The sequence below is a fragment of the Rhizobium sp. PEPV16 genome, from assembly GCF_008919455.1.
In the GTDB taxonomy this organism is placed as follows: Bacteria; Pseudomonadota; Alphaproteobacteria; order Rhizobiales; family Rhizobiaceae; genus Rhizobium; species Rhizobium leguminosarum_Q.
Genome location: NZ_VSZV01000248.1, coordinates 1 through 17957, shown reverse-complemented (window position 1 = coordinate 17957; position 17957 = coordinate 1). Strand labels below are relative to the sequence as shown.

Here is a 17957-nt window from a genome sequence, read left to right as displayed (position 1 = left end):
TGCCGAGCGCAGTGTCGCGGGTCTTATAGTGATAGAGGGCAGCGAAACGGTTCTCGCCCTGGGAAAAGGTCCATTCCTGCGCATCGTCGGACTGGTGCGCGGCGATCGCCGCCAGCTCCTCGGGGAAACGCAGGCCGTGATCGCGAATGCAGACGGCAAGCTGCGGCAAAGCGTGGACACGCCGGCCGTACCAGCCGCGGCCCCAGAGCAGTCGGGCGATAGCTGACAGTTCAACAGAGCGGCCGGGGCGCAGCGTATGTTCGTAGGAGCGGCCCTGGCTGCCGGTCAGCATGCCGTGATGGGCCGAACGGGCAACGATCTCCATCAGGCGGACGATGCTGGCGGCCGCCCGGTTGCGGATCGTCTCATCCGGCGCGCAGGCGGCGAGCGCCGTCAGCCCTTTGAGATCGATCGGAAAATAGGGAACGGAATTCCACTCAGCCATTTCCCAGCGCTCGAAATGATCGAGCCAGGCGCGGACACGCTCTTCGCCGACCTTCGTCTGCTCGGTGCCGGTGCGGCCGGAACGGACGAAGACGGCATCGGGGAAAAGCCTGCCGCCGAGATAGGCGGCGGTATGGAAGAGAAGCGCGTGGTTTTCCGAGAAATACCACTGAACGTCGTTGCCGGGCTCATCCATCCAGTAGCGGTAATTGAGGACGGCGTTCTCGATCCTGTCGCGCAGCGCAGGCGACAGCAGATCGCTCCAGCGCGTATAGGCAAAGAGCAGCGGCACCAGCACGAAATCGGCGCAGTCGTGACAATCCTCGATAACAGGCAGCATGGCCGAGATCATCGCCTCGGTTTCCTCGCCGCCCTGCCCCAGCGCAAGGCGCGCGAAAGCGCAGACCGTGTCGGGCTCCGAATGGGCGGCGACCTCGGCCAGCGCCTCGGCGACGCGGTCCTCAAGGGTGGCGGGTGCCTCGCCCTGTCGCTCAGGATGACAGATCTCGACGCCGAGCGTGCGACCGAGCGAAAGCGTACCTGCTTTGAACGTGATGCGGAAATGGCGGAAATCGGCGGGCATATCAGCCGAGGTTCCGAGCGCAAGTTTCGTTGCTCCCGCTTCCAGCTCGAAATCATAATCGAAGCGCTCGATCGACATGAAGTCGCCTTCGATCTCGATATGGCAGCTCAGTGCCACCGGCAGCGGCGCGGGGCAGAGGATGGTCACGTCTTCGCCCAGATAAGCGGTGCGGTCGAAGCGCATGCCTTCAAGGATCGCCTCCAGCGCATCCGCATCACCGGCGGCGATGGGAACGGGCACTGATGTTTCGACACTAGGCCCTTCGACATAATCCAGCTGGAAATAGAAACGGGCGTCACGCTCGGCGAGATCGTCGAAATAGACGCGGATCTCGTTGGGGCCGGCCGCCAGCTCGACCTCGAAGTCTTGCTGAGCTTCGAGATTGCGCTGGTAAGGCGCCATGAAACCCTGCTCGAGGCCATTGACGAAGAGGATCGCGCCGCCGCAGGTCGACAGCCGAAGCGTGGCACGTCCCGCGGAGCGGGCATCGAGGAAGGTACGCGCCCAGCAGCCGATGCGTGTCGGGCGAAACCAGAAGCCGGAGAGATCGACACGCGGTGAGGCAAAGGGAAGCCACCAGCGGACGGCATCGAATTCGGCTGTCGGCTGCGGCCGCCGGCCGGAGAAGGATTTTTTGAATTCGGTGCGGCAGGGATATTCATGCGGAATGAAGTTCTTCGTCTTGGTGACGAAGAAAAACGGATCCATGCTGCCGTCCATCGGACGGTCGGCGACGTCGTAGCGCTGCTGCCACAGGTCGGCGAGCTGCCAGTAGACGATCGGGCTAGCCTTGGCCGTTGCACGGCGGAGATGGGATTGCTGCTCGGCGGTCATACTTCAGCCCGCTCAAGCCTTGGAACGCCGTGTAAAACGCCGGCGCATGGATTGGCCCTCTAGCCGCATCTTCAAAGCCTCCCTGCTCTGCCGCTCGTCGCGGACTCCTCAGCAACGATTGTGCACAGGCATTCCATTTGCGCAATCTGAAAGATTTTTGCATAGTAACAGGCGGCGAGGAGACGACATGGCGGCGGAAGAGAAAAAAGGCAGGCGCACGCGCCTCGACGACATTGCCGCCAGATGCGGCGTCTCGATCAGCACGGTGTCGCGTGCGCTGGCCGGCGAAAAGGGCGTCAGGCCGGAGATCCGCAAGCTGGTGCTGGAAACGGCAAGTGCGGTCAGCTACGCGCTGCCGGCGAGCGTTGCCGGCAAGAAGGTCATGCTCGTCGCCTCCGGGGCGGCGATGATCGACTATGTCCGCAACCAGTTTACGGTCTACGTGCTCGAAGGATTGAATGCGCGAGCCGCCGCCCTCGGCATCGAACTGGCGATGCGCCCGGTCGCCGACAAGGGGGACGAAGCCCGCGTCGTCGCCGAGATGCGTGACGATCCGAGCTTCGGCGGCATGCTGATCCTGACCGTCGACGAAGAGGAGATGCTGGCTGCGGCCGCTGATCTCGGAAAGCCCGTCGTGCTCGTCAACAGCGACGATCCCTATATGCGGCTTTCAAGTGTTACGCCCTGCAACCGTTCAGCCGCCTTCATCGCCGCCGAGCGGCTGATCAAGGCCGGGCATCAACGCATCCTGTTCATGCTGAGGCCGGGTCGGCGGACGATCGAGCTGCGCCTCGAGGGTTGGCGCGATGCCCTGCAGCACCATGGGCTGACGGCCGATGCCGATCTGGTGCTCGAAGTCGACGACTGGCTGCCGGAACTCGGCGCCGAGGCGGTCACCCGTCTTGTCCGCGAGAAAGGACTCACCTTCACCGCCATCCTGACGGCGGGCGACAGTCTTGCCAATGGCGCAGTGCGCGGATTGCAGGCGATGGGTTATGCCGTGCCGCAGGACATCTCGGTCATGGGCATAGACGACCTGCCGCAGTCGGCCTTTCTCAATCCGCCGCTGTCGACGGTGCATATTCCGATGCGCGAACTCGGCTCCACCGCGCTCGATCTGCTGCGCGACATGATGCTCGGCCTTGCGGCCCCACGGCGGCGGGTCGAGCTTGCCTGCCATCTCGTCGAAAGGGGCAGCGTTGCGGCTGCCAGGCATGTGTCTGCCGTAACGGAAGGTCGCTGAACCCACCGCGATCGAGGATATCAAGCCTCGATAAAACTCGCTTCGAACAGTTCTCGCGCATAGGCATCATGCGTGGTGCCGGTCTGCAGATCCGCTCTGGTGAGTTCGTCGACGAAACAACCGTTCTTCATGATCAGCACCCGGTCGCACATATGAGCGATGACCGCGAGGTCATGGCTGACCAGCAGATAGGTCAGTCCCTTTTCCTCGCGCTGATCGGCCAGAAGGTTGAGAATTTCCGCCTGGACCGAGACGTCGAGCGCCGATGTCGGCTCGTCGAGCAACAGGATGGGCGGCGACAGGATCAGGGCCCGGGCGATTGCCACCCTCTGCCGCTGGCCGCCGGAAAGCTCGTGCGGGAAACGGTTTGCGAAGCTCGCCGGCAACCCCACCTGGATCAATGCCTTTTCGACTTTCGACCAGATGTCGGAATGGCCCATGGCGCGCAGCGGTTCCGCCAGGGCGGTGCCGATACGATGGCGCGGATGCAGGGATCCGTAAGGGTCCTGAAACACCATCTGAGCGAATTTCAGCTCCTCGCGGGAGCGCTTCTTGCCGATCGGTTTGCCGCCAAGTTCGATGTGACCGGTCCAACCGGCCTCCATGCCGGCCAGGCAACGCAGCACCGTCGATTTGCCGCATCCGGATTCACCGACAATGCCGAGCGTCTCCCCCTGGCCGACCTGAAAACTGATGCCCCTGACGACATGGTTGCTTGATTTGCCGGAGGCAAAGACGACATCGAGGTCACGCACATTGATCATTGCGCCGTCTCCAGATCGAGTTTCGTCCTGTCGAGAACCGCAAGCCGGCGAACCGGATTCCTGGGGTCGGGCAGCGCAGCGATCAGCCCGCGGGTATAGGGATGGCGCGCCTCCTCGAGACGGGTCAGCGTTTCCACGATCCGGCCGGCATACATGACGATGATGCGCTCGCAAAAAGCTGCCACCATGCGAATGTCGTGGCTGATCAACAGCAGGCCGGAATTGTTCTCGCGCACCAGCTCATCGAGCAACAGCAGCACGTCCTTTCGGACGCTGACATCAAGCGCCGAGGTCGGCTCGTCGGCGATAACCAGCTTCGGCCGCGCCAGCAGCATCATCGCGATCATCACGCGTTGGCCCATGCCGCCCGAGATCTGGTGCGGATAGAGCGCCATGGCCCGCTCCGGATCGCTGATGCGCACGCGCTCCAGCATGGCGCGGGCAGCCTCATGCGCCTGTTTCTTATCAAGACCGAGGTGAAGGCGGGCAGCTTCGGCGATCTGCTTGCCGATCGAAAGCACCGGATTCAGCGAATAGCGCGGATCCTGCATGATCAGCGCGATATCCTTGCCGCGCAGCGCGCCCATCTGACGTTCGTTCTTCGACAGCAACGAATTGCCGGCGAGATCCAGGCGTTCGGCTGATACCACCGCTGCCGGCGGCAGAAGGCGCATGATGGCGCGGCCGGTCGTCGATTTGCCGGAACCGGATTCTCCGACGATCCCGACACGTTCGCGCCCGACGTCGAAAGTCACGTTGGAGACGGCGGGCACGGCGCCTCGGCCGAAACGAACGCTCAATCCTTCGACGGAAAGAACGGGCTGCAGATCACGATCTTGCATGGCGAGGATCCAGAATGTCGCGCAGAGCATCTCCGGCGATGTTGAAGGCAAGGCTGGTGAGGAGGATGGCGATACCCGGCATCACGGCAACCCACCAATAATCGAGCATGAACTTGCGGCCGCTGGAGATCATCGCGCCCCATTCCGGCGCCGGCGGCTGGGCGCCAAGCCCGAGGAAGCCAAGGGAAGCGGCCGTCAGGATGATACCCGCCATGTTGAGCGTCAGGCGAACGATGACGGATGGCACGCACATGGGCGCGATATAGAGGAGAAGAATACGCATCGGCGAGGCGCCATAAAGGCGGGCGGCGACCACGTAGTCGGCGTTTCTGACGACAAGGGCCTCGGCGCGCGCGAGTCTCGCGATCGGCGGCCATGCGGTCAACGAAATCGCGATGATTGCCGTGGTCAATCCGGCGCCGAGTGCCGCAGCAAAGGCGAGCGCCAGGATCAGCGACGGGAAAGAGAGAACGATGTCGGTGGCGCGCATCAGCAGCGCATCGGTGCGCCCTCCGAAGAAGCCGGCAACGACGCCGATCAACAGGCCGATCGGCCCGACGATCAGGGAGACCGAAAATACGGTCTGGATGGTGATGCGCGTGCCAAAGATCAGGCGGCTCAAGATGTCGCGGCCGAATTCGTCCGTGCCGGCCAGATGCGCGAGGCTCGGCGGCTGCAAGGCATCACCAAGCCTCTGCACGACCGGATCGTAAGGCGCAAGCAGCGGCGCGAAGATCGCGATCAAGCAAAGCAGACCGAGGATGACGAAGCCTCCGAGACCAAGCGGCTCGGCAGCCAATTTGCGGCCGGCGCGCGCAAACGAAGCCGCGATACGGGTCGACACACTTGGAGGGCGGATCTCTATCTCGCTGCGGATGACATCGCTCATCGGGCCGCCTCCCGCATGCGCGGATCAAAGACGGCGTAAGCGACGTCGGCCAGGAAGTTCAACAACATGAAGATGAATCCCACAATGATGGTGCCGGCGACGATGGCGTTCATATCGCCGATCATCAGCGCGTTGGTCATGTACTGGCCAATGCCCGGCCAGGAGAAAACGATCTCGGTCACGACAGCGCCTTCGAGCAAGCCGCCATAGGAAATGGCAAGGATGGTGATCAGCTGCACCGCAATGTTCGGCAGGACGTGGTGCCAGATCGTGCCGAGGGGGCTCACCCCCTTGGCTCGGGCCGCGATGACATAATCCTGGCTCAACTGCTCCAGGGTGAAGCTGCGCGTCATGCGGGTGATATAGGCCATCGCCGCATAGGCAAGGATGACGGCCGGAAGAATGATATGGCCAAGCGCATTCCAGAAGATTTCCGTCTCGCCCTGCAGCAGGCTGTCGATCAACAACAGCCCGGTGTGCGGCGTGACGAGGCCTTCGTAAAAGACGTCAATCCTGCCCGGCCCGCCGACCCAGTTGAGGCCGGCATAAAAGATGACGAGCCCGACGATGCCGAACCAGAAAACCGGGATCGAATGACCGACGAGCGCGACCACGCGGGCCGTCTTGTCGATGAAGCTGTCGCGAAAGAGTGCTGCGACCAGCCCGAGCGGCACACCGACGAAGGTCGAAATGATCACCGCCAGCGTCGCAAGTTCAAACGTCGCCGGAAAGGCTTGAGCGAGATCCGAAGAGACGGGATTGCCGGTGAGGACGGCCGTGCCGAAATCACCATGAGCCAGGCCGTTCAGATAGAGGAAAAACTGCTGGTAGATCGGCAGATCGAGCCCAAGACGCGCCCTCATCGCCGCATAGGCAGCGGGATCGGCAAGCTCGCCGACGATTGCGCCGACCGGATCGGTGGGCAGGACGCGGCCGATCACGAAGGTCACACATAAGAGGATGAACAGGCTGACCAGCAAATGCGCCAGGCGTCGGCCAAATTCGGCTACGGAGAGTTCCTTCATGATCGGCTGTCCTGGAGTATTACTGGGTTTCGACCTTGGTCACGTTCTCGAGACGCGTCAGCTGAGACGGGTGGCCGACATAGCCCTCGACCTTGGTGGACAGGACGATCGGTTCAAAGCGCTCGAAGAGCGGAAGCACCGCCGGCTTCTGTTCGACGAACATCTTCTGCATCTGAACATAGAGTTCACCGCGCTTCTTGGCGTCCGGCTCCATGGATGCCTTGGCCGTCAAGGCCGTCAGCTCGGGAATGTCCCAGCCCGAACGCCAGACGAAATTGCCGGCATTGTTGGCTTCCTTCGAGTTGTCGGGATTGGAGGAAAACTGCTCCATCGAACCGAGCACGTTCGGCATATAGGCGCTGGTCTGCGGGATCAGCAAATCGAAATCCCGGGCGCGATGGGCGGCGATGATTTCCGAGCCGTTGCCCTGCTGGATGTCGATCTTGATGCCGATCTGGGCAAGCGATGCCTGGATGGCGGTGGCCAGATCGATGCGCGGCGTTTGCGCAATGGTCTTCAGCGACAGCGAGAATCCGTCCTTGAAGCCTGCCTCACTCAGCAGCTGCTTGGACTTTTCGACATCGAGATGCCAATCGGGATTCGGGATGGCATATTCGAAATTCTCCGGAACCGGAACGTTTCTCGCCCGCCCGTATGGGCCCATGATGGTCTTTTCGATGCCCTTGTAGTCGATGCCGTAGGCAATGGCTTCGCGAACCTTCGGATTGGCGAGGTATTTGTTGCCGGCATTCATCGACAGCACGTAGAAACCGCCCGTCGGAATACGCTGGATGGCAAAGCCCTTCTTGTCCTGGAACGTCGCGAGATCCGATGCGGTGAGCGCGCTGGCAATATCGATATCGCCGCGTTCGAGCATCAGCCGTTCGACCTGGCTTTCAGGCACATGCCGGACGATGACGCGGCGCATTTTCGGCGCGCCGGTCATATAGTCCTTGTTGGCATCGAGGATCACCAGTTCGTTCGGAGACCAGCGATTGAGGGTGAACGGACCGGAGCCGGCCGAATGCGTTCGCATCCAGGCGTTTCCGTAGTCGTTGTCGACGGCATGGCTCTCGACCTCGACGCTGTCGACCACGCTGGTGGTGGTCGTCGTCAACCGGTAGAGCAGAAGCTCGGCCGTCACCTGATCGGAGAGATCGATCCGCACCGTCTGGTCGTCGACGGCCTTGACGAGCTTTTCGACATTGTCCTTGTCGTAGCCGACGCGCTTGAGGTTGGCGGCGGCGGCCTGGTCCATCTTCAGGAGCCGGGCCAATGAATAAACGACATCCTTAGAGGTGACCGGATTGCCGGAGGCGAAATTGGCCTTGCGCAGCGTAAACGTGATGCCCTTGTCGTCCACCTTCCAGCTTTCTGCCAGCTGCGGAAGGATCTTGCCGTCCGCCGTGCTGGCAACCAGCCGATCGTACAGATTCGACATGATCTCGACCGCCTTGCCTTCGGTCGCCTGGTGCGGATCGAGCGACAGAACCTGCGCTAGCGAGGTACCAATCACCAGCTGGTCTTGCGGCGTAGCGGCCTGCAGCTGTGGTGCCGATATCGTCAGGGCGCCGATGACAGCGCCGACGAACAAGCTTTTAGAAAAATGCTTCATTGTCACTCCTCCCTGGATTACGATAGGAAACATATTATGTCGTCCGTATATCGTATTATGATTTAACGAAGTCCGATAGGGTTGACAAGGCCCGAGCGGCAGAGACTTGATGCGAAGGGATTGGGGAGCCGAAAATGACGACACTCAGCCGTGGCCGGCAAAGACTGGCGCAACAGGTTATCGATCAGTTGCGGGCGCAAATCGAAACGGGGAAGCTGCGCGTCGGCGACCAGTTGCCGACAGAGCCGCAGCTTGAAGCGACATTCGGCGTCAGCCGCACGGTGGTGCGCGAGGCTATCGCCGATCTGAGGTCAGCCGGCTTCGTCAAGCCGATCCAGGGCAAAGGCGTCTTCGTCGCGGATCCGAAGGCGCATTCGGTCCTTTCTTTAACGCCGGTGGAAATCAAGAGCATTCCGGAAACCCTGGAATTGCTGGAGTTTCGCATGGCCGCCGAGGGTGAAGCGGCAGCGATCGCCGCCTATCGCCGCACCGCCGAGCAGGAAGCTGCGATCCGCGAAGCCAACCGCAGAATGGCAAACCTTATCGAGACAGGACAGCAGACGGTGGAGGCGGATTATGCCTTCCACATGGCGATTGCTGCCGCCACGAACAATCGATTCTACGTTGCCGTCTTGCGCCAGTTCGGGCCGAAAGCCATCCCCCGCGGCCAATTTCCGACGCTTCCCGAGGCCAATGACCGTGACTATCTTCAGAAGGTTTATGCCGAACATGTCGAGATTCTGTCGGCGATTGCCGACCAGGATCCGGAGCGGGCGCGACAGGCAATGCGGGCGCATATGCTGGCCAGCCAGCGCCGTTATCGCATGCTCGCGGAGCAGCAATAGGGCTCGACACTCTCAAAAATTCATATTATGTCATATGACATTGAATAATTTCGGAAGAGACTCAAATGTATCTGGGAACACAGGTCGCCGCGCGGGATGACGACGATTATCGTATCTTCGCGCAACTGGGTGTGAAGCATATCAACGCCGATCCGCCGGGGAAGCCGAGCAGCTGGACGCTCTCCGATCTCGAGCGCCATCGCGACAAGGTCGAAAGCTTCGGCCTCATCCTCGACATGATCCAGTTGCCGCTGCCCTCGCAGCCGATCGAGAAGGCTTCCTATCCCGATATCCTGCTTGCCGGCCCCGAGCGCGACAGACAGATCGACGCCGTCTGCAAGCTGATCGAGAATGTCGCCGCCGCCGGCATTCCCGCGGTGAAGTACAATCTCAACCTGATCGGCATTCCCCGCACACCGGATGAGCCGGGACGCGGCGGGTCGCTGAATGCCAGCTTCCGCTGGGACAAGACGGACCAGCAGGCCGAGCCCGGCCTTGCCGGCGTGCTTTCCGAAGACGAAAACTGGGAGCGGATCGACTATTTCCTCGAACGCGTCGTTCCTGTCGCTGCAAGCAACCGCGTCCGGCTCGCCTGCCATCCGCACGATCCCTATACGCCGCCGGGTTATCGCGGCGTCACGCGTGTCTTGGGTACGGTGGAAGGCCTGAAGAAATTCGTGCTGATGCGCGAAAACCCCTATCACGGCCTCAATTTCTGCCAGGGTTCGATCGGCGAGATGCTGGAAAATCCCGGCGAGGAAATCGACGATGTCATCCGCTGGTTCGGCCAGCGCGGCAAGATCTTCAATGTTCACTTTCGCAATATTCGCGGCGGCAAGCTGTCCTTCATGGAAACCTTCCCCGAAGAAGGCGACATGGACATGGTCCGCTCGGCTAGGATCTATAAGGAAGTCGGGTTCAAATACATGCTGATGCCCGACCATGTGCCGACCGTCAGCGGCAAGGATCCAACCGCCACCGCATTTGCCTTCTGCTACGGCTATATCGCCGCACTTCTGCAAGTGCTCGAGAGCGAGTGACCCGGTTTTCAACACCTAAGACATAGGACTTCATGATGAACCCGATTGAATTGAAGAAGGCCGTCGGTAGTGGCCTCCTGTCGTTTCCGGTGACCCATTTCGACGATCAACTCAAATTCGACGAAGCGAAGTACCGCCGTCATGTCGAGTGGCTCGCAGGTTACGACGCTGCTGCACTGTTTGCCGCCGGCGGCACCGGAGAGTTCTTCTCGCTTAATCCGGCCGAGATTCCGCAGGTGATCCGGGCCGCCAAAGCGTCGGCGGGCAAGACGCCGATCATTTCGGGAACCGGCTACGGCACGTCGCTCGCCATCGAGATCGCAGTCGCGGCCGAAAAGGCCGGCGCGGACGGACTGCTGCTGTTGCCGCCCTATCTGATGTTTGCCGAACAGGCAGGTCTCATTGCCCACGTCAAGGCGGTCTGCGAATCGGTCGGCATCGGCGTCATCGTCTATAATCGCGACAACGCCATTCTGACCGCCGACAGCATCGCGCGCCTGGCGGAGGAATGCCCGAACCTGATCGGCTTCAAGGACGGCGTCGGCGATGTCGACAAGGTGATCGAGATCACCACGCTGCTTGGCGACCGCCTCGTCTATGTCGGCGGCATGCCGACCCATGAGGTTTATGCCCAGGCCTATTTCGCCGCAGGCGTGACGACCTATTCATCGGCCGTTTTCAACTTCGTGCCCGCGCTTGCCCAGCGCTTTTACGGCGCCTTGCGCACCGGCGATCAGGCAACCGTCGACGAGATCCTGAAAGGCTTCTTCTTCCCCTTCGTCGCCTTGCGCAACCGCAAGAAGGGATATGCCGTCTCCATCATCAAGGCCGGACTTCGCGTCCTCGGGCAGAACCCAGGCCCCGTGCGCCCGCCTCTGACGGACCTTACCCAGGAGGAGCTCGCGCTGCTGGAAAAGATCGTCCAGGCAAACGGCGTCACACGGATCGCGGCGGAATAATCTATCGCGGCAGTAGGCCGCCGGGATGGCCCGGCGGCTGTCCGGTTCGCACCAGCAACGGACATCGGCTCGGCTTGGATAGACGACTGCTACGGGGCCGGCAGCGGCGCGTCTGTTATCGGGGCGAACTCAGGAGAAGCTGCCATTCGGCATTCGACCCCATGTCGGACATTCGCGCGTTATAATCTGGTATGCATTGCGCCGGCTCTACAACATCATCGATCCTGAATAGTTGTCGATTTGGCATTCATGGGCGCAAAACCAAACTGTGCCTTGAAGGCTCGGCTGAAGGCTGCTTCGGAATCATAGCCCACTTGCCTGGCGACCGACCCAACCTTGGCATCAGGCTGGCGCATCAAGCCCAAGGCGAGCGCCAGCCGCCAGCGGCTGTGGTAGGAAAGTGGCGCTTCTTTCACCAATGCTGTAAATCGTGCCGCGAAGCCGGACCGGGACAGGCCCGCCGCCCGCGCCAGATCGAGCACGGTCCAGCGCCGATAAGGTTCGTCGTGGATGGCCTTGAGCGCGCGGCTGATGCGCGCATCCCCGAGCGCTCCAAGCCAGCCGACATTGCCGTCCCGCTCGATCCGCACCCAGCTACGCAGGATACTGATCACCAGCACGTCGATCAGCCGTGAAATCATGATGGACGCGCCGGGATATACCTCCTGGGCTTCCTTCATCATGAAGTAGCCAAGGCCCTCGGCCCATCCGGCGGTCTCGCCGCTGGCTTTTGGAATGTGAATGACCGACGGCAGGGCCGATACGAGCCAGGGCACAGAAGCGCTTTCGAACCGAAAAGCTCCAGCGATAAGCTTGGTCTGTCGGCCGCCTCCGCCGTGGGAGACATTGAGTTTTTCGGCGGTAACCTGCGCCGCCATCAGGGCTGCCAAGTCAGCCTCAGTTTCACACTCGCCATCGCTCAAGCCGTGTCCAAGGCCCCGCGGCAGCATGATCAGATCGCCAGTTGCCACCTGCAAGGCATGGCCCTGATCATTCACAACCGTCAGCCCCCCTTCGAGCACGATGAAGAAATAAGCCGCCCCGGGATGAAAGCGTAGCGCCCATGGTTGGCTGAGCTCGACTGTAAAGACGATTTCGCCATGCAGGCTGACCATGGCCAAAATCTGGGAGAGCAGATCCACCCGAGAGGCAAGCATGATCGCATTTTTGGACGACGGAGCATGCATTCCGGGGCTCTGGTCATGGTGATCCATTTCGGTAGGCCCTAGTTTTGTTTTGTCTTCAACGAGGAATTATCTGGCAGTTCAAGTGTTTGCGCGAAGGTAAGGCCATCCTGGTCTTCCTGCCGTCGTATAGCCGACAGCATTGCAGATTATCCGAATTAAGCAATCGCGCTGATGCGCCCTATAGGAGCTCCAAATGAAATCTCTTCTTATGTCCGCCCTAATGTTAACGACCGCAATGCTTGGTGCTGCACCCGCAAGGGCCCAGCCGGCTCTCCCGGACCAAACAATTAAGAATATCGTTCTTGTCCACGGCGCCTTCGTCGACGAAACCAGTTGGGACGGCGTCGCTGCAATCCTGACCGCCAAGGGCTACAAGGTGACTGCGGTAAAGAACCCATTGACCTCGCTTGCTGACGACGTCGCTGCCACCAATGCGGTGCTGGATGCGCAAAATGGCCCGGTTGTCCTGGTGGGCCATTCCTGGGGTGGCGTGGTGATCGGCGAGGCGGGCGACAACGCCAAGGTGGCATCACTCGTCTATGTCTCGGCCTTTGCGCCCGAGAAAGGTGAAACCATCACAGCATTGGCAGCCAGCGGTCCGGCAACCCCCGGAGCGGCGGCCATTCGGCCCGACGCAAAGGGTTACTTGACCATCGATCCTGCAGTATTCCCCAGTGCAGTGGCGGGCGACCTGCCCAAGAAGATCGGTGAACATCTGGCAGCGCACCAGATGCCGATCAACCACACTGCCTTCGATGCGCCTGCTGAGGTCGCGGCATGGCACGACAAGCCAAGCTGGTACGTCCTGAGCTCCAAGGACCTGGTCCTTGATCCCCACGCCCAGGCTTTCTTTGCCGAACGAATGAAGGCCAAGGTGACGACGGTCGAGGGTAGCCACGCCTCGCTGGCCTCGCACGCCAAGGAAGTGGCTGCGGTCATAGAAGCGGCCGCAGGAGCAAAGTAGCCCTCGTCAACCGGTGCTGTCGCCCGCCTAGCGGTGGTCGGTAGCATCGATGTGCAACAATCCCAGTCGCAGGGTCGCACTCGCAGCGTTGACCCCGTATCACCGGCAACACTGTGATATTAGCGACGTTCAAACTGGCCGTCTTAACGCGTCTCCGGCCGCGGCGAATAGCTCGAGCAGAGCCCCCCACTGCCCACACGCCATCGCATCGGACAGCGCCGCACTGGCAACCGCCGGATTAGGACTCAGCCATCACGCCCCCTCACCGCCCATGAGGTGGTGTCGTGATCGGGGTGCTGGTTGCTGCTCTCCTTGATCGCCGCGGCCCAGTCGGCGCCGTTGTTTTCGGTCGAACCGGTATTTTCTATGCCCGTGATCGTATCGAACCATGCCACCATGTTCTCGGTGCAGGTATTGGCAAGCGGCGAGAAGGTGTGCGGATCGTCAAGCGAACCGATCATCAGGTTGGTGCGACCGTTTTCGAGGTGGTGGAAGAACAATGGCGTGCCGCAATTGGCGCAGAAGCCGCGCTCGACAAGCTCCGAGCTCTTCCAGACGCTCGGCTTGCCGCGTGTCCAGCTGAGCGCATCATCGGGCGCGGCGACGAGCGCGGCAAAGATGTTGCCCGAGGCTTTCTGGCACATGCGGCAATGGCAGAGATGCGAATTGTCAAACATAGCGGTTGCGAGGTAGCGCACGGCACCGCACTGGCAGCCGCCGCTCACCTCCATCTCGATGCGTTTCATTTTTTCTCCTCGTTCAAGAGGCGGGTTTGGGCTTAATCTCTTTTAGGTTTTCGTCTTTTGATCGTCCAGCCTCCCGGAGCGGATCCAGTTCCGGTGTTCGTGGGCGTGGTTTGCCAGACCAGATGGACCCGACTTCTCGATCGTCTGCCCATAACTTCCGCTTCAACCGACGGTTAAGCGGTGGCAGAATCTCGCAGAGACTGTCGGCTGGGTCCGCAGCCGTGAAGTTCCGGCCGTTTTAAACCTCGAATACTTTCGACATCGGCGGCCTCCTTCTGACTTGCCTTGCTAGATCACCATTTCGCGCAAATCGCGGATAATTCCGCCGGGGCCGGCCTCGGCTGCAGCGTCTACGCCAATCTTCGTGAGCCAGCACCACATGCTGACCCGGTGGAAAAGAGTGTAGAGCCGAAGCGCCCTTTCGGTGTCCGGGTGATCGACCGAGCCGTAACCTTCCAAAATGGGCTGGTAGCTGCGCGGGTCTTCATGTGCAGAACAGAAAAGGGCCTTGGCCAAGTCGAAGAGCTTGTCCGCAGCGCGTGCGTTTCCGAAATCGACAAGCCCACTCAACTCAAGTCCGCCAGCCTTGCCACGCAACGCTAACACATTGCCCTGATGAAGATCGTCGTGGGCGAGGACTGCACCGTCGCTTGTGTCGAAAAGATCGAAGCTGCCTTTTGCAAATCGTTGCAGATGACGTGCCAGCTCGGGATCGCCGCCAAGATCGCGAAACCGCCGAAACACATCGTCAAACGCCGCGATCATATAATCTGCGTTCGTGGGTACCGGTTTGTCGATGCCGTTGCCATGCACGTAGCCATACCCAGGCATCGGTACTGCATGAATGCGTCTTAGAAGCTCCCCCATCTGGCGATAGGCGTTTTTGATATCAGGCTCCGCCATCCAATGACGAAGCGAGCGGCCGGGCAGATGAGTCAACAAGGAATAGCGTAGCGGCAGAAGGGACCGCGATTCATCGACGCGCAGCCAAGTGGGAACCGGCAGCCTCAAATCGTTGAGCCAGCCCGCTACGAGCGCCTCCTTAGACGGTCCCCACTCGGGCTTGTCCGGATAAATCTTGAGAACCAGCGACCCATAATCGGAATTCGCAAGATCGATCTTGTAGACCTCAGTGCTGCCGCCCTCCAGCCGGGAGAAACCGCTGATGGCGAGATCGGGCTCAAGGTGCTGGATGAGCCGCAAAACAGTTTTGGCGTCCAGTTCGAAAGTCATCCTTCGTCTCTGTGAAATAGCATGCGACCCTGTTGTCGCGCTTTCGCCTAACGGGATAAGCTCTCTGCATCTCACTATAATCACGGCAATTGCGCAATCCTGACGAGGAACTCCGACGGCGGGGATGACGCGTCGTCAAACAAGAACGGTCTCCAACATGCGGCGATTGCGGAGTATCCAGGCCGCACTCTTTGTTCTCCATGTTATTGCCCAGAGTGGCTCAGGGTCCGTACTTTCCGCCGTGACGCTGGATTCGATTGCCTGTGCTGCTGCATCGAGCACTGCGAATTCGATCAACTGATCGATGAACCCCCTTCGAGCTTTCTGTGAGAGGCCATATCCGTCGAGCAGCATGCGGACCTGTCGTGCCCTCGCTGTTGCTGAGCCGAGGCCCACCTTTTCCGCGATGTCATCATCATAGAGCTGCGCGTTCAACCAGCCTGCCTGCACCAGTTCGATATCCTGGCGCACTGGGCCGGCAACCTCCCAATCAATCAAAGCAATCGGCAGGCCTGCACCGGATACAATGTTCCAAGGTCCAGTGTCGCAGTGACCAATGACCAGTGGACCGCGACCGACGGTGCGGCCAAACCAAGGTCGCCATACGGCACCCTTCGGAACTGAAAATGAACTGGTGGCGTCGTGCAGTCGTCTGAGCATATCCCCCAACCGGGGAAATGCGTCGTCGGCCCAAGGCCCGGGATGAAGAATTTCACCCTCGATGAATGATAAAGATTCGCGTCCTTGCTCGTCGAAGCCGCAGCCTATCACGCGCGGTGCTTCAGAAAAACCGGAGCGCTCAAGATGCTGCAGAAGACTTATGACCGTATGGGACCATGGACCCGATGCGCGAAAGACCACGCTACCGCGTCGCGAAACGCGGGTACGCCCGCCGCCGTCCAATGAAGTCTCTTCTTCCATGCGGACGTATACCTTGGGGAAGTCCTAACGCCAAAATTGTCGGATCACTCAGGCAATTTCGGCGGCCACGATTGATGTTGACGATCTCGAACCACCCCAGGCGATCATCCCTGATGCATGCAAATGACCTGAAGATTTCCGGAGTTATGAAGCAAATACCACCAATGGCAGTTTACGGTCTAGGGAGTAGTGGCCGAGGTCTTGCGGCCGGTTCGCGTCAATAGCTGCCCCCCAAGCACCCTCGTTCAGCAGCCCCGCTCTCGATGCTTAGCCATCGGATCAGTTGAGGCGAAATACTCCTGTCAGGAACTTCTTCACCGTGGCTTGCGCTGCCTCGGTCGCAGCTTTGTCGTAGCCCACTGTTGAACCGAGTTCCACACAAGCATCATTGAAGGTGAAGGGTTTGCCAGTCTCGACATTGATTATCTTGCCGTCTTCCTCGCGGCGCTGACAATTGCGAGAGGATTGTGCGCTTTGGGCAACGGAAACAAACCGCGCATCGGGGTTATCGAACCCGTGGTGCGCGCCGGGATACTCGGTCATGACAGCGTCCTTTCCGGCGGCGTTGAGACGCGTGATGTAATCAAGGCACGACACAGCCAGCGTCGTGTCGTCCGCCGCGCCGTGGAATTCGCGGACTGGTGCGTCTGCTATGTCGAGCTCATCAATGAAGTGAAAGTTGCACGCAGGGTAGAACGAAAGATGTGCGGCAATTCGCGCCTTTGCTGACCCATGGAGAGCTTGGAAGCGCCGCATGCTGGTATAGAGCGCTGCGGTGCCGCCGCGCGAGAAGCCCATCACGGCGATGCGTGACGGATCGATCCGTGGGTGGGCCGCGAGCACGTCGACGGCGCGATAGGTGTCGTAGAATTGTGCGAAGGAGCTCAGCCGCGACTGATCTGTCTCGACCTGGTCTATGCCTCGTCCGCTGAAGCTATCAAGGCGGAACGTGGCGATGCCCATTCTGTTGAGAAATTCGCCCCATCGGACTGCTGGCGTGCTGTTGGCAGCACCATTGGAGCCATGGAGCAGAATGACGGCTGGCAGATGCTCATTCCAACTGGGAAATCTGAGCTGACCAGTCAGCGTCACAGCAACTCCGTTCGCCGTATTCCCCAGCAAGAACTGCTCGTCCGTCAAGGTGAGCGACGGCACTGTCAATGTCTCGTCTGAGGGAAATTTCGGCCGGACTTCCCCGGCGTATCCGTGCGCTGCGAACAGTGTCACGATGCACAGAGTGAGGGCGGCTCCAATGAAGCGTGCCATGTCAAGCACCTCCGACTGGCGCTCAACTTAGCACGTTACGCCGCCAAACCATATGACTCCCTCGACTTGAGTCGCATTTGCTCCAACGGCTGTTGCGCCTAGAGCGCCACGCCGGTGCCTCGGTCGAAGACGTGCACCTGATCACTCGTAATACTTGCCTCGAACACGGCGCCGTAACGGGCGGGATATTCGCCGTCGACGATGGCGGTCACCTGCTGGCCGGCAAGATCGAAGACGACATGGGTCTGGGCGCCTGTCGGTTCCACCAGCATCGTCCGGCCGGCGAGCGGCGTACCGGCGGCGACACCGGGAACGAGATGTTCGGGGCGCAGGCCGATGGTGACGGCCTGGCCGGCCTTGACCTTGCGGTCGGGTGCGATGCGGATTGCCGTGCCGTCCCCGAGGCGGGCGGCTGGCTCACCGTTTTCGCCGTCGACCGTGCCTTCGAGCATGTTCATCGCCGGTGATCCGATGAAGGCGGCGACGAAGAGATTGGCGGGTTTCCTGTAAAGTTCGAGCGGCGTGCCCTCTTGCTCCACCCTGCCCTGAGTGAGCAC

General features: G+C 60.6%; 17 protein-coding genes. 5 read left to right on the top strand and 12 right to left on the bottom strand.

Annotation, left to right across the window (positions count from 1 at the left end; all coding sequences use genetic code 11):
• On the bottom strand, positions 1–1861 hold a 1861-nt coding region (locus FY112_RS09420; protein WP_151518251.1), incomplete at its 3' end, for a hypothetical protein.
• Positions 1862–2048: 187 nt separating this feature from the next.
• Here FY112_RS09420 and FY112_RS09415 point away from each other — a divergent pair.
• Complete coding sequence (locus tag FY112_RS09415; protein ID WP_151518250.1) at positions 2049–3104, top strand: LacI family DNA-binding transcriptional regulator; 1056 nt, start codon at positions 2049–2051, stop codon at positions 3102–3104.
• Between the two features lie 20 nt (positions 3105–3124).
• On the opposite strand, the gene FY112_RS09410 is transcribed toward FY112_RS09415, so the two are convergent.
• From FY112_RS09410 to FY112_RS09390, 5 genes are read right to left on the bottom strand one after another with little or no spacing between them, the layout of a single operon-like run.
• Positions 3125–3868, bottom strand: coding sequence for an ABC transporter ATP-binding protein (locus FY112_RS09410; RefSeq protein WP_151518249.1), 744 nt, complete (start codon positions 3866–3868; stop codon positions 3125–3127).
• Entirely contained in the window at positions 3865–4710 is an 846-nt protein-coding gene (locus FY112_RS09405) for an ABC transporter ATP-binding protein (protein ID WP_151518248.1), read from the bottom strand. The genes FY112_RS09410 and FY112_RS09405 overlap by 4 nt, the downstream gene beginning before the upstream one ends.
• On the bottom strand, positions 4697–5599 hold the full coding sequence (locus FY112_RS09400) for an ABC transporter permease (protein ID WP_017960388.1): 903 nt from the start codon (positions 5597–5599) through the stop codon (positions 4697–4699). Before FY112_RS09400 ends, FY112_RS09405 begins: the two co-directional genes overlap by 14 nt.
• The gene (locus FY112_RS09395; RefSeq protein ID WP_017960387.1) at positions 5596–6624 is read right to left on the bottom strand and encodes an ABC transporter permease; all 1029 of its coding nucleotides are present in this window, start codon (positions 6622–6624) and stop codon (positions 5596–5598) included. The genes FY112_RS09400 and FY112_RS09395 overlap by 4 nt, the downstream gene beginning before the upstream one ends.
• Positions 6625–6643: 19 nt before the next feature.
• Positions 6644–8239, bottom strand: a complete 1596-nt coding sequence (locus FY112_RS09390; protein WP_151518247.1) for an ABC transporter substrate-binding protein — start codon at positions 8237–8239, stop codon at positions 6644–6646.
• A 134-nt stretch (positions 8240–8373) separates the two neighbouring features.
• On the opposite strand from FY112_RS09390, the gene FY112_RS09385 reads away from it, so the two are divergent.
• The 3 genes from FY112_RS09385 to kdgD all read left to right on the top strand — a co-directional run bounded on the left by FY112_RS09385 (position 8374) and on the right by kdgD (position 11083).
• On the top strand, positions 8374–9084 hold the full coding sequence (locus FY112_RS09385) for a FadR/GntR family transcriptional regulator (protein ID WP_025394484.1): 711 nt from the start codon (positions 8374–8376) through the stop codon (positions 9082–9084).
• Between the two features lie 65 nt (positions 9085–9149).
• Complete coding sequence (locus FY112_RS09380; protein WP_151518246.1) at positions 9150–10124, top strand: mannonate dehydratase; 975 nt, start codon at positions 9150–9152, stop codon at positions 10122–10124.
• Positions 10125–10156: 32 nt separating this feature from the next.
• The gene (gene kdgD, locus FY112_RS09375; protein ID WP_151518245.1) at positions 10157–11083 is read left to right on the top strand and encodes a 5-dehydro-4-deoxyglucarate dehydratase; all 927 of its coding nucleotides are present in this window, start codon (positions 10157–10159) and stop codon (positions 11081–11083) included.
• A gap of 215 nt (positions 11084–11298) precedes the next feature.
• Here the strand turns inward: kdgD and FY112_RS09370 are convergent, their stop codons facing one another.
• A complete protein-coding gene (locus FY112_RS09370) occupies positions 11299–12297 on the bottom strand; it encodes an AraC family transcriptional regulator (protein WP_246700639.1) in 999 nt (332 codons plus the stop codon).
• A 166-nt stretch (positions 12298–12463) separates the two neighbouring features.
• Between FY112_RS09370 and FY112_RS09365 the strand changes: the two genes are divergently transcribed.
• Positions 12464–13234, top strand: a complete 771-nt coding sequence (locus FY112_RS09365) for an alpha/beta hydrolase (protein WP_029873216.1) — start codon at positions 12464–12466, stop codon at positions 13232–13234.
• A 245-nt stretch (positions 13235–13479) separates the two neighbouring features.
• On the opposite strand, the gene FY112_RS09360 is transcribed toward FY112_RS09365, so the two are convergent.
• From FY112_RS09360 to FY112_RS09340, 5 genes are all read right to left on the bottom strand, one after another.
• Complete coding sequence (locus tag FY112_RS09360) at positions 13480–13980, bottom strand: GFA family protein (RefSeq protein WP_151518244.1); 501 nt, start codon at positions 13978–13980, stop codon at positions 13480–13482.
• Between the two features lie 288 nt (positions 13981–14268).
• Entirely contained in the window at positions 14269–15213 is a 945-nt protein-coding gene (locus FY112_RS09355; protein ID WP_151518243.1) for an aminoglycoside phosphotransferase family protein, read from the bottom strand.
• Between the two features lie 135 nt (positions 15214–15348).
• Positions 15349–16134, bottom strand: a complete 786-nt coding sequence (locus FY112_RS09350; protein WP_151518242.1) for an aminoglycoside phosphotransferase family protein — start codon at positions 16132–16134, stop codon at positions 15349–15351.
• 279 nt (positions 16135–16413) lie between these two features.
• Complete coding sequence (locus FY112_RS09345; protein ID WP_017960378.1) at positions 16414–17400, bottom strand: dienelactone hydrolase family protein; 987 nt, start codon at positions 17398–17400, stop codon at positions 16414–16416.
• Positions 17401–17498: 98 nt separating this feature from the next.
• Positions 17499–17957: TOBE domain-containing protein (locus FY112_RS09340; protein WP_151518241.1), on the bottom strand; the 459-nt coding region annotated here is incomplete at its 5' end.

Coding starts and splice junctions, on each gene's coding strand:
- FY112_RS09415 (WP_151518250.1), top strand. CDS start 2,049: ATGGCGGCGGAAGAGAAAAAAGGCAGGCGCACGCGCCTCGACGACATT.
- FY112_RS09410 (WP_151518249.1), bottom strand. CDS start 3,868: ATGATCAATGTGCGTGACCTCGATGTCGTCTTTGCCTCCGGCAAATCA.
- FY112_RS09405 (WP_151518248.1), bottom strand. CDS start 4,710: ATGCAAGATCGTGATCTGCAGCCCGTTCTTTCCGTCGAAGGATTGAGC.
- FY112_RS09400 (WP_017960388.1), bottom strand. CDS start 5,599: ATGAGCGATGTCATCCGCAGCGAGATAGAGATCCGCCCTCCAAGTGTG.
- FY112_RS09395 (WP_017960387.1), bottom strand. CDS start 6,624: ATGAAGGAACTCTCCGTAGCCGAATTTGGCCGACGCCTGGCGCATTTG.
- FY112_RS09390 (WP_151518247.1), bottom strand. CDS start 8,239: ATGAAGCATTTTTCTAAAAGCTTGTTCGTCGGCGCTGTCATCGGCGCC.
- FY112_RS09385 (WP_025394484.1), top strand. CDS start 8,374: ATGACGACACTCAGCCGTGGCCGGCAAAGACTGGCGCAACAGGTTATC.
- FY112_RS09380 (WP_151518246.1), top strand. CDS start 9,150: ATGTATCTGGGAACACAGGTCGCCGCGCGGGATGACGACGATTATCGT.
- kdgD (WP_151518245.1), top strand. CDS start 10,157: ATGATGAACCCGATTGAATTGAAGAAGGCCGTCGGTAGTGGCCTCCTG.
- FY112_RS09370 (WP_246700639.1), bottom strand. CDS start 12,297: ATGGATCACCATGACCAGAGCCCCGGAATGCATGCTCCGTCGTCCAAA.
- FY112_RS09365 (WP_029873216.1), top strand. CDS start 12,464: ATGAAATCTCTTCTTATGTCCGCCCTAATGTTAACGACCGCAATGCTT.
- FY112_RS09360 (WP_151518244.1), bottom strand. CDS start 13,980: ATGAAACGCATCGAGATGGAGGTGAGCGGCGGCTGCCAGTGCGGTGCC.
- FY112_RS09355 (WP_151518243.1), bottom strand. CDS start 15,213: ATGACTTTCGAACTGGACGCCAAAACTGTTTTGCGGCTCATCCAGCAC.
- FY112_RS09350 (WP_151518242.1), bottom strand. CDS start 16,134: ATGGAAGAAGAGACTTCATTGGACGGCGGCGGGCGTACCCGCGTTTCG.
- FY112_RS09345 (WP_017960378.1), bottom strand. CDS start 17,400: ATGGCACGCTTCATTGGAGCCGCCCTCACTCTGTGCATCGTGACACTG.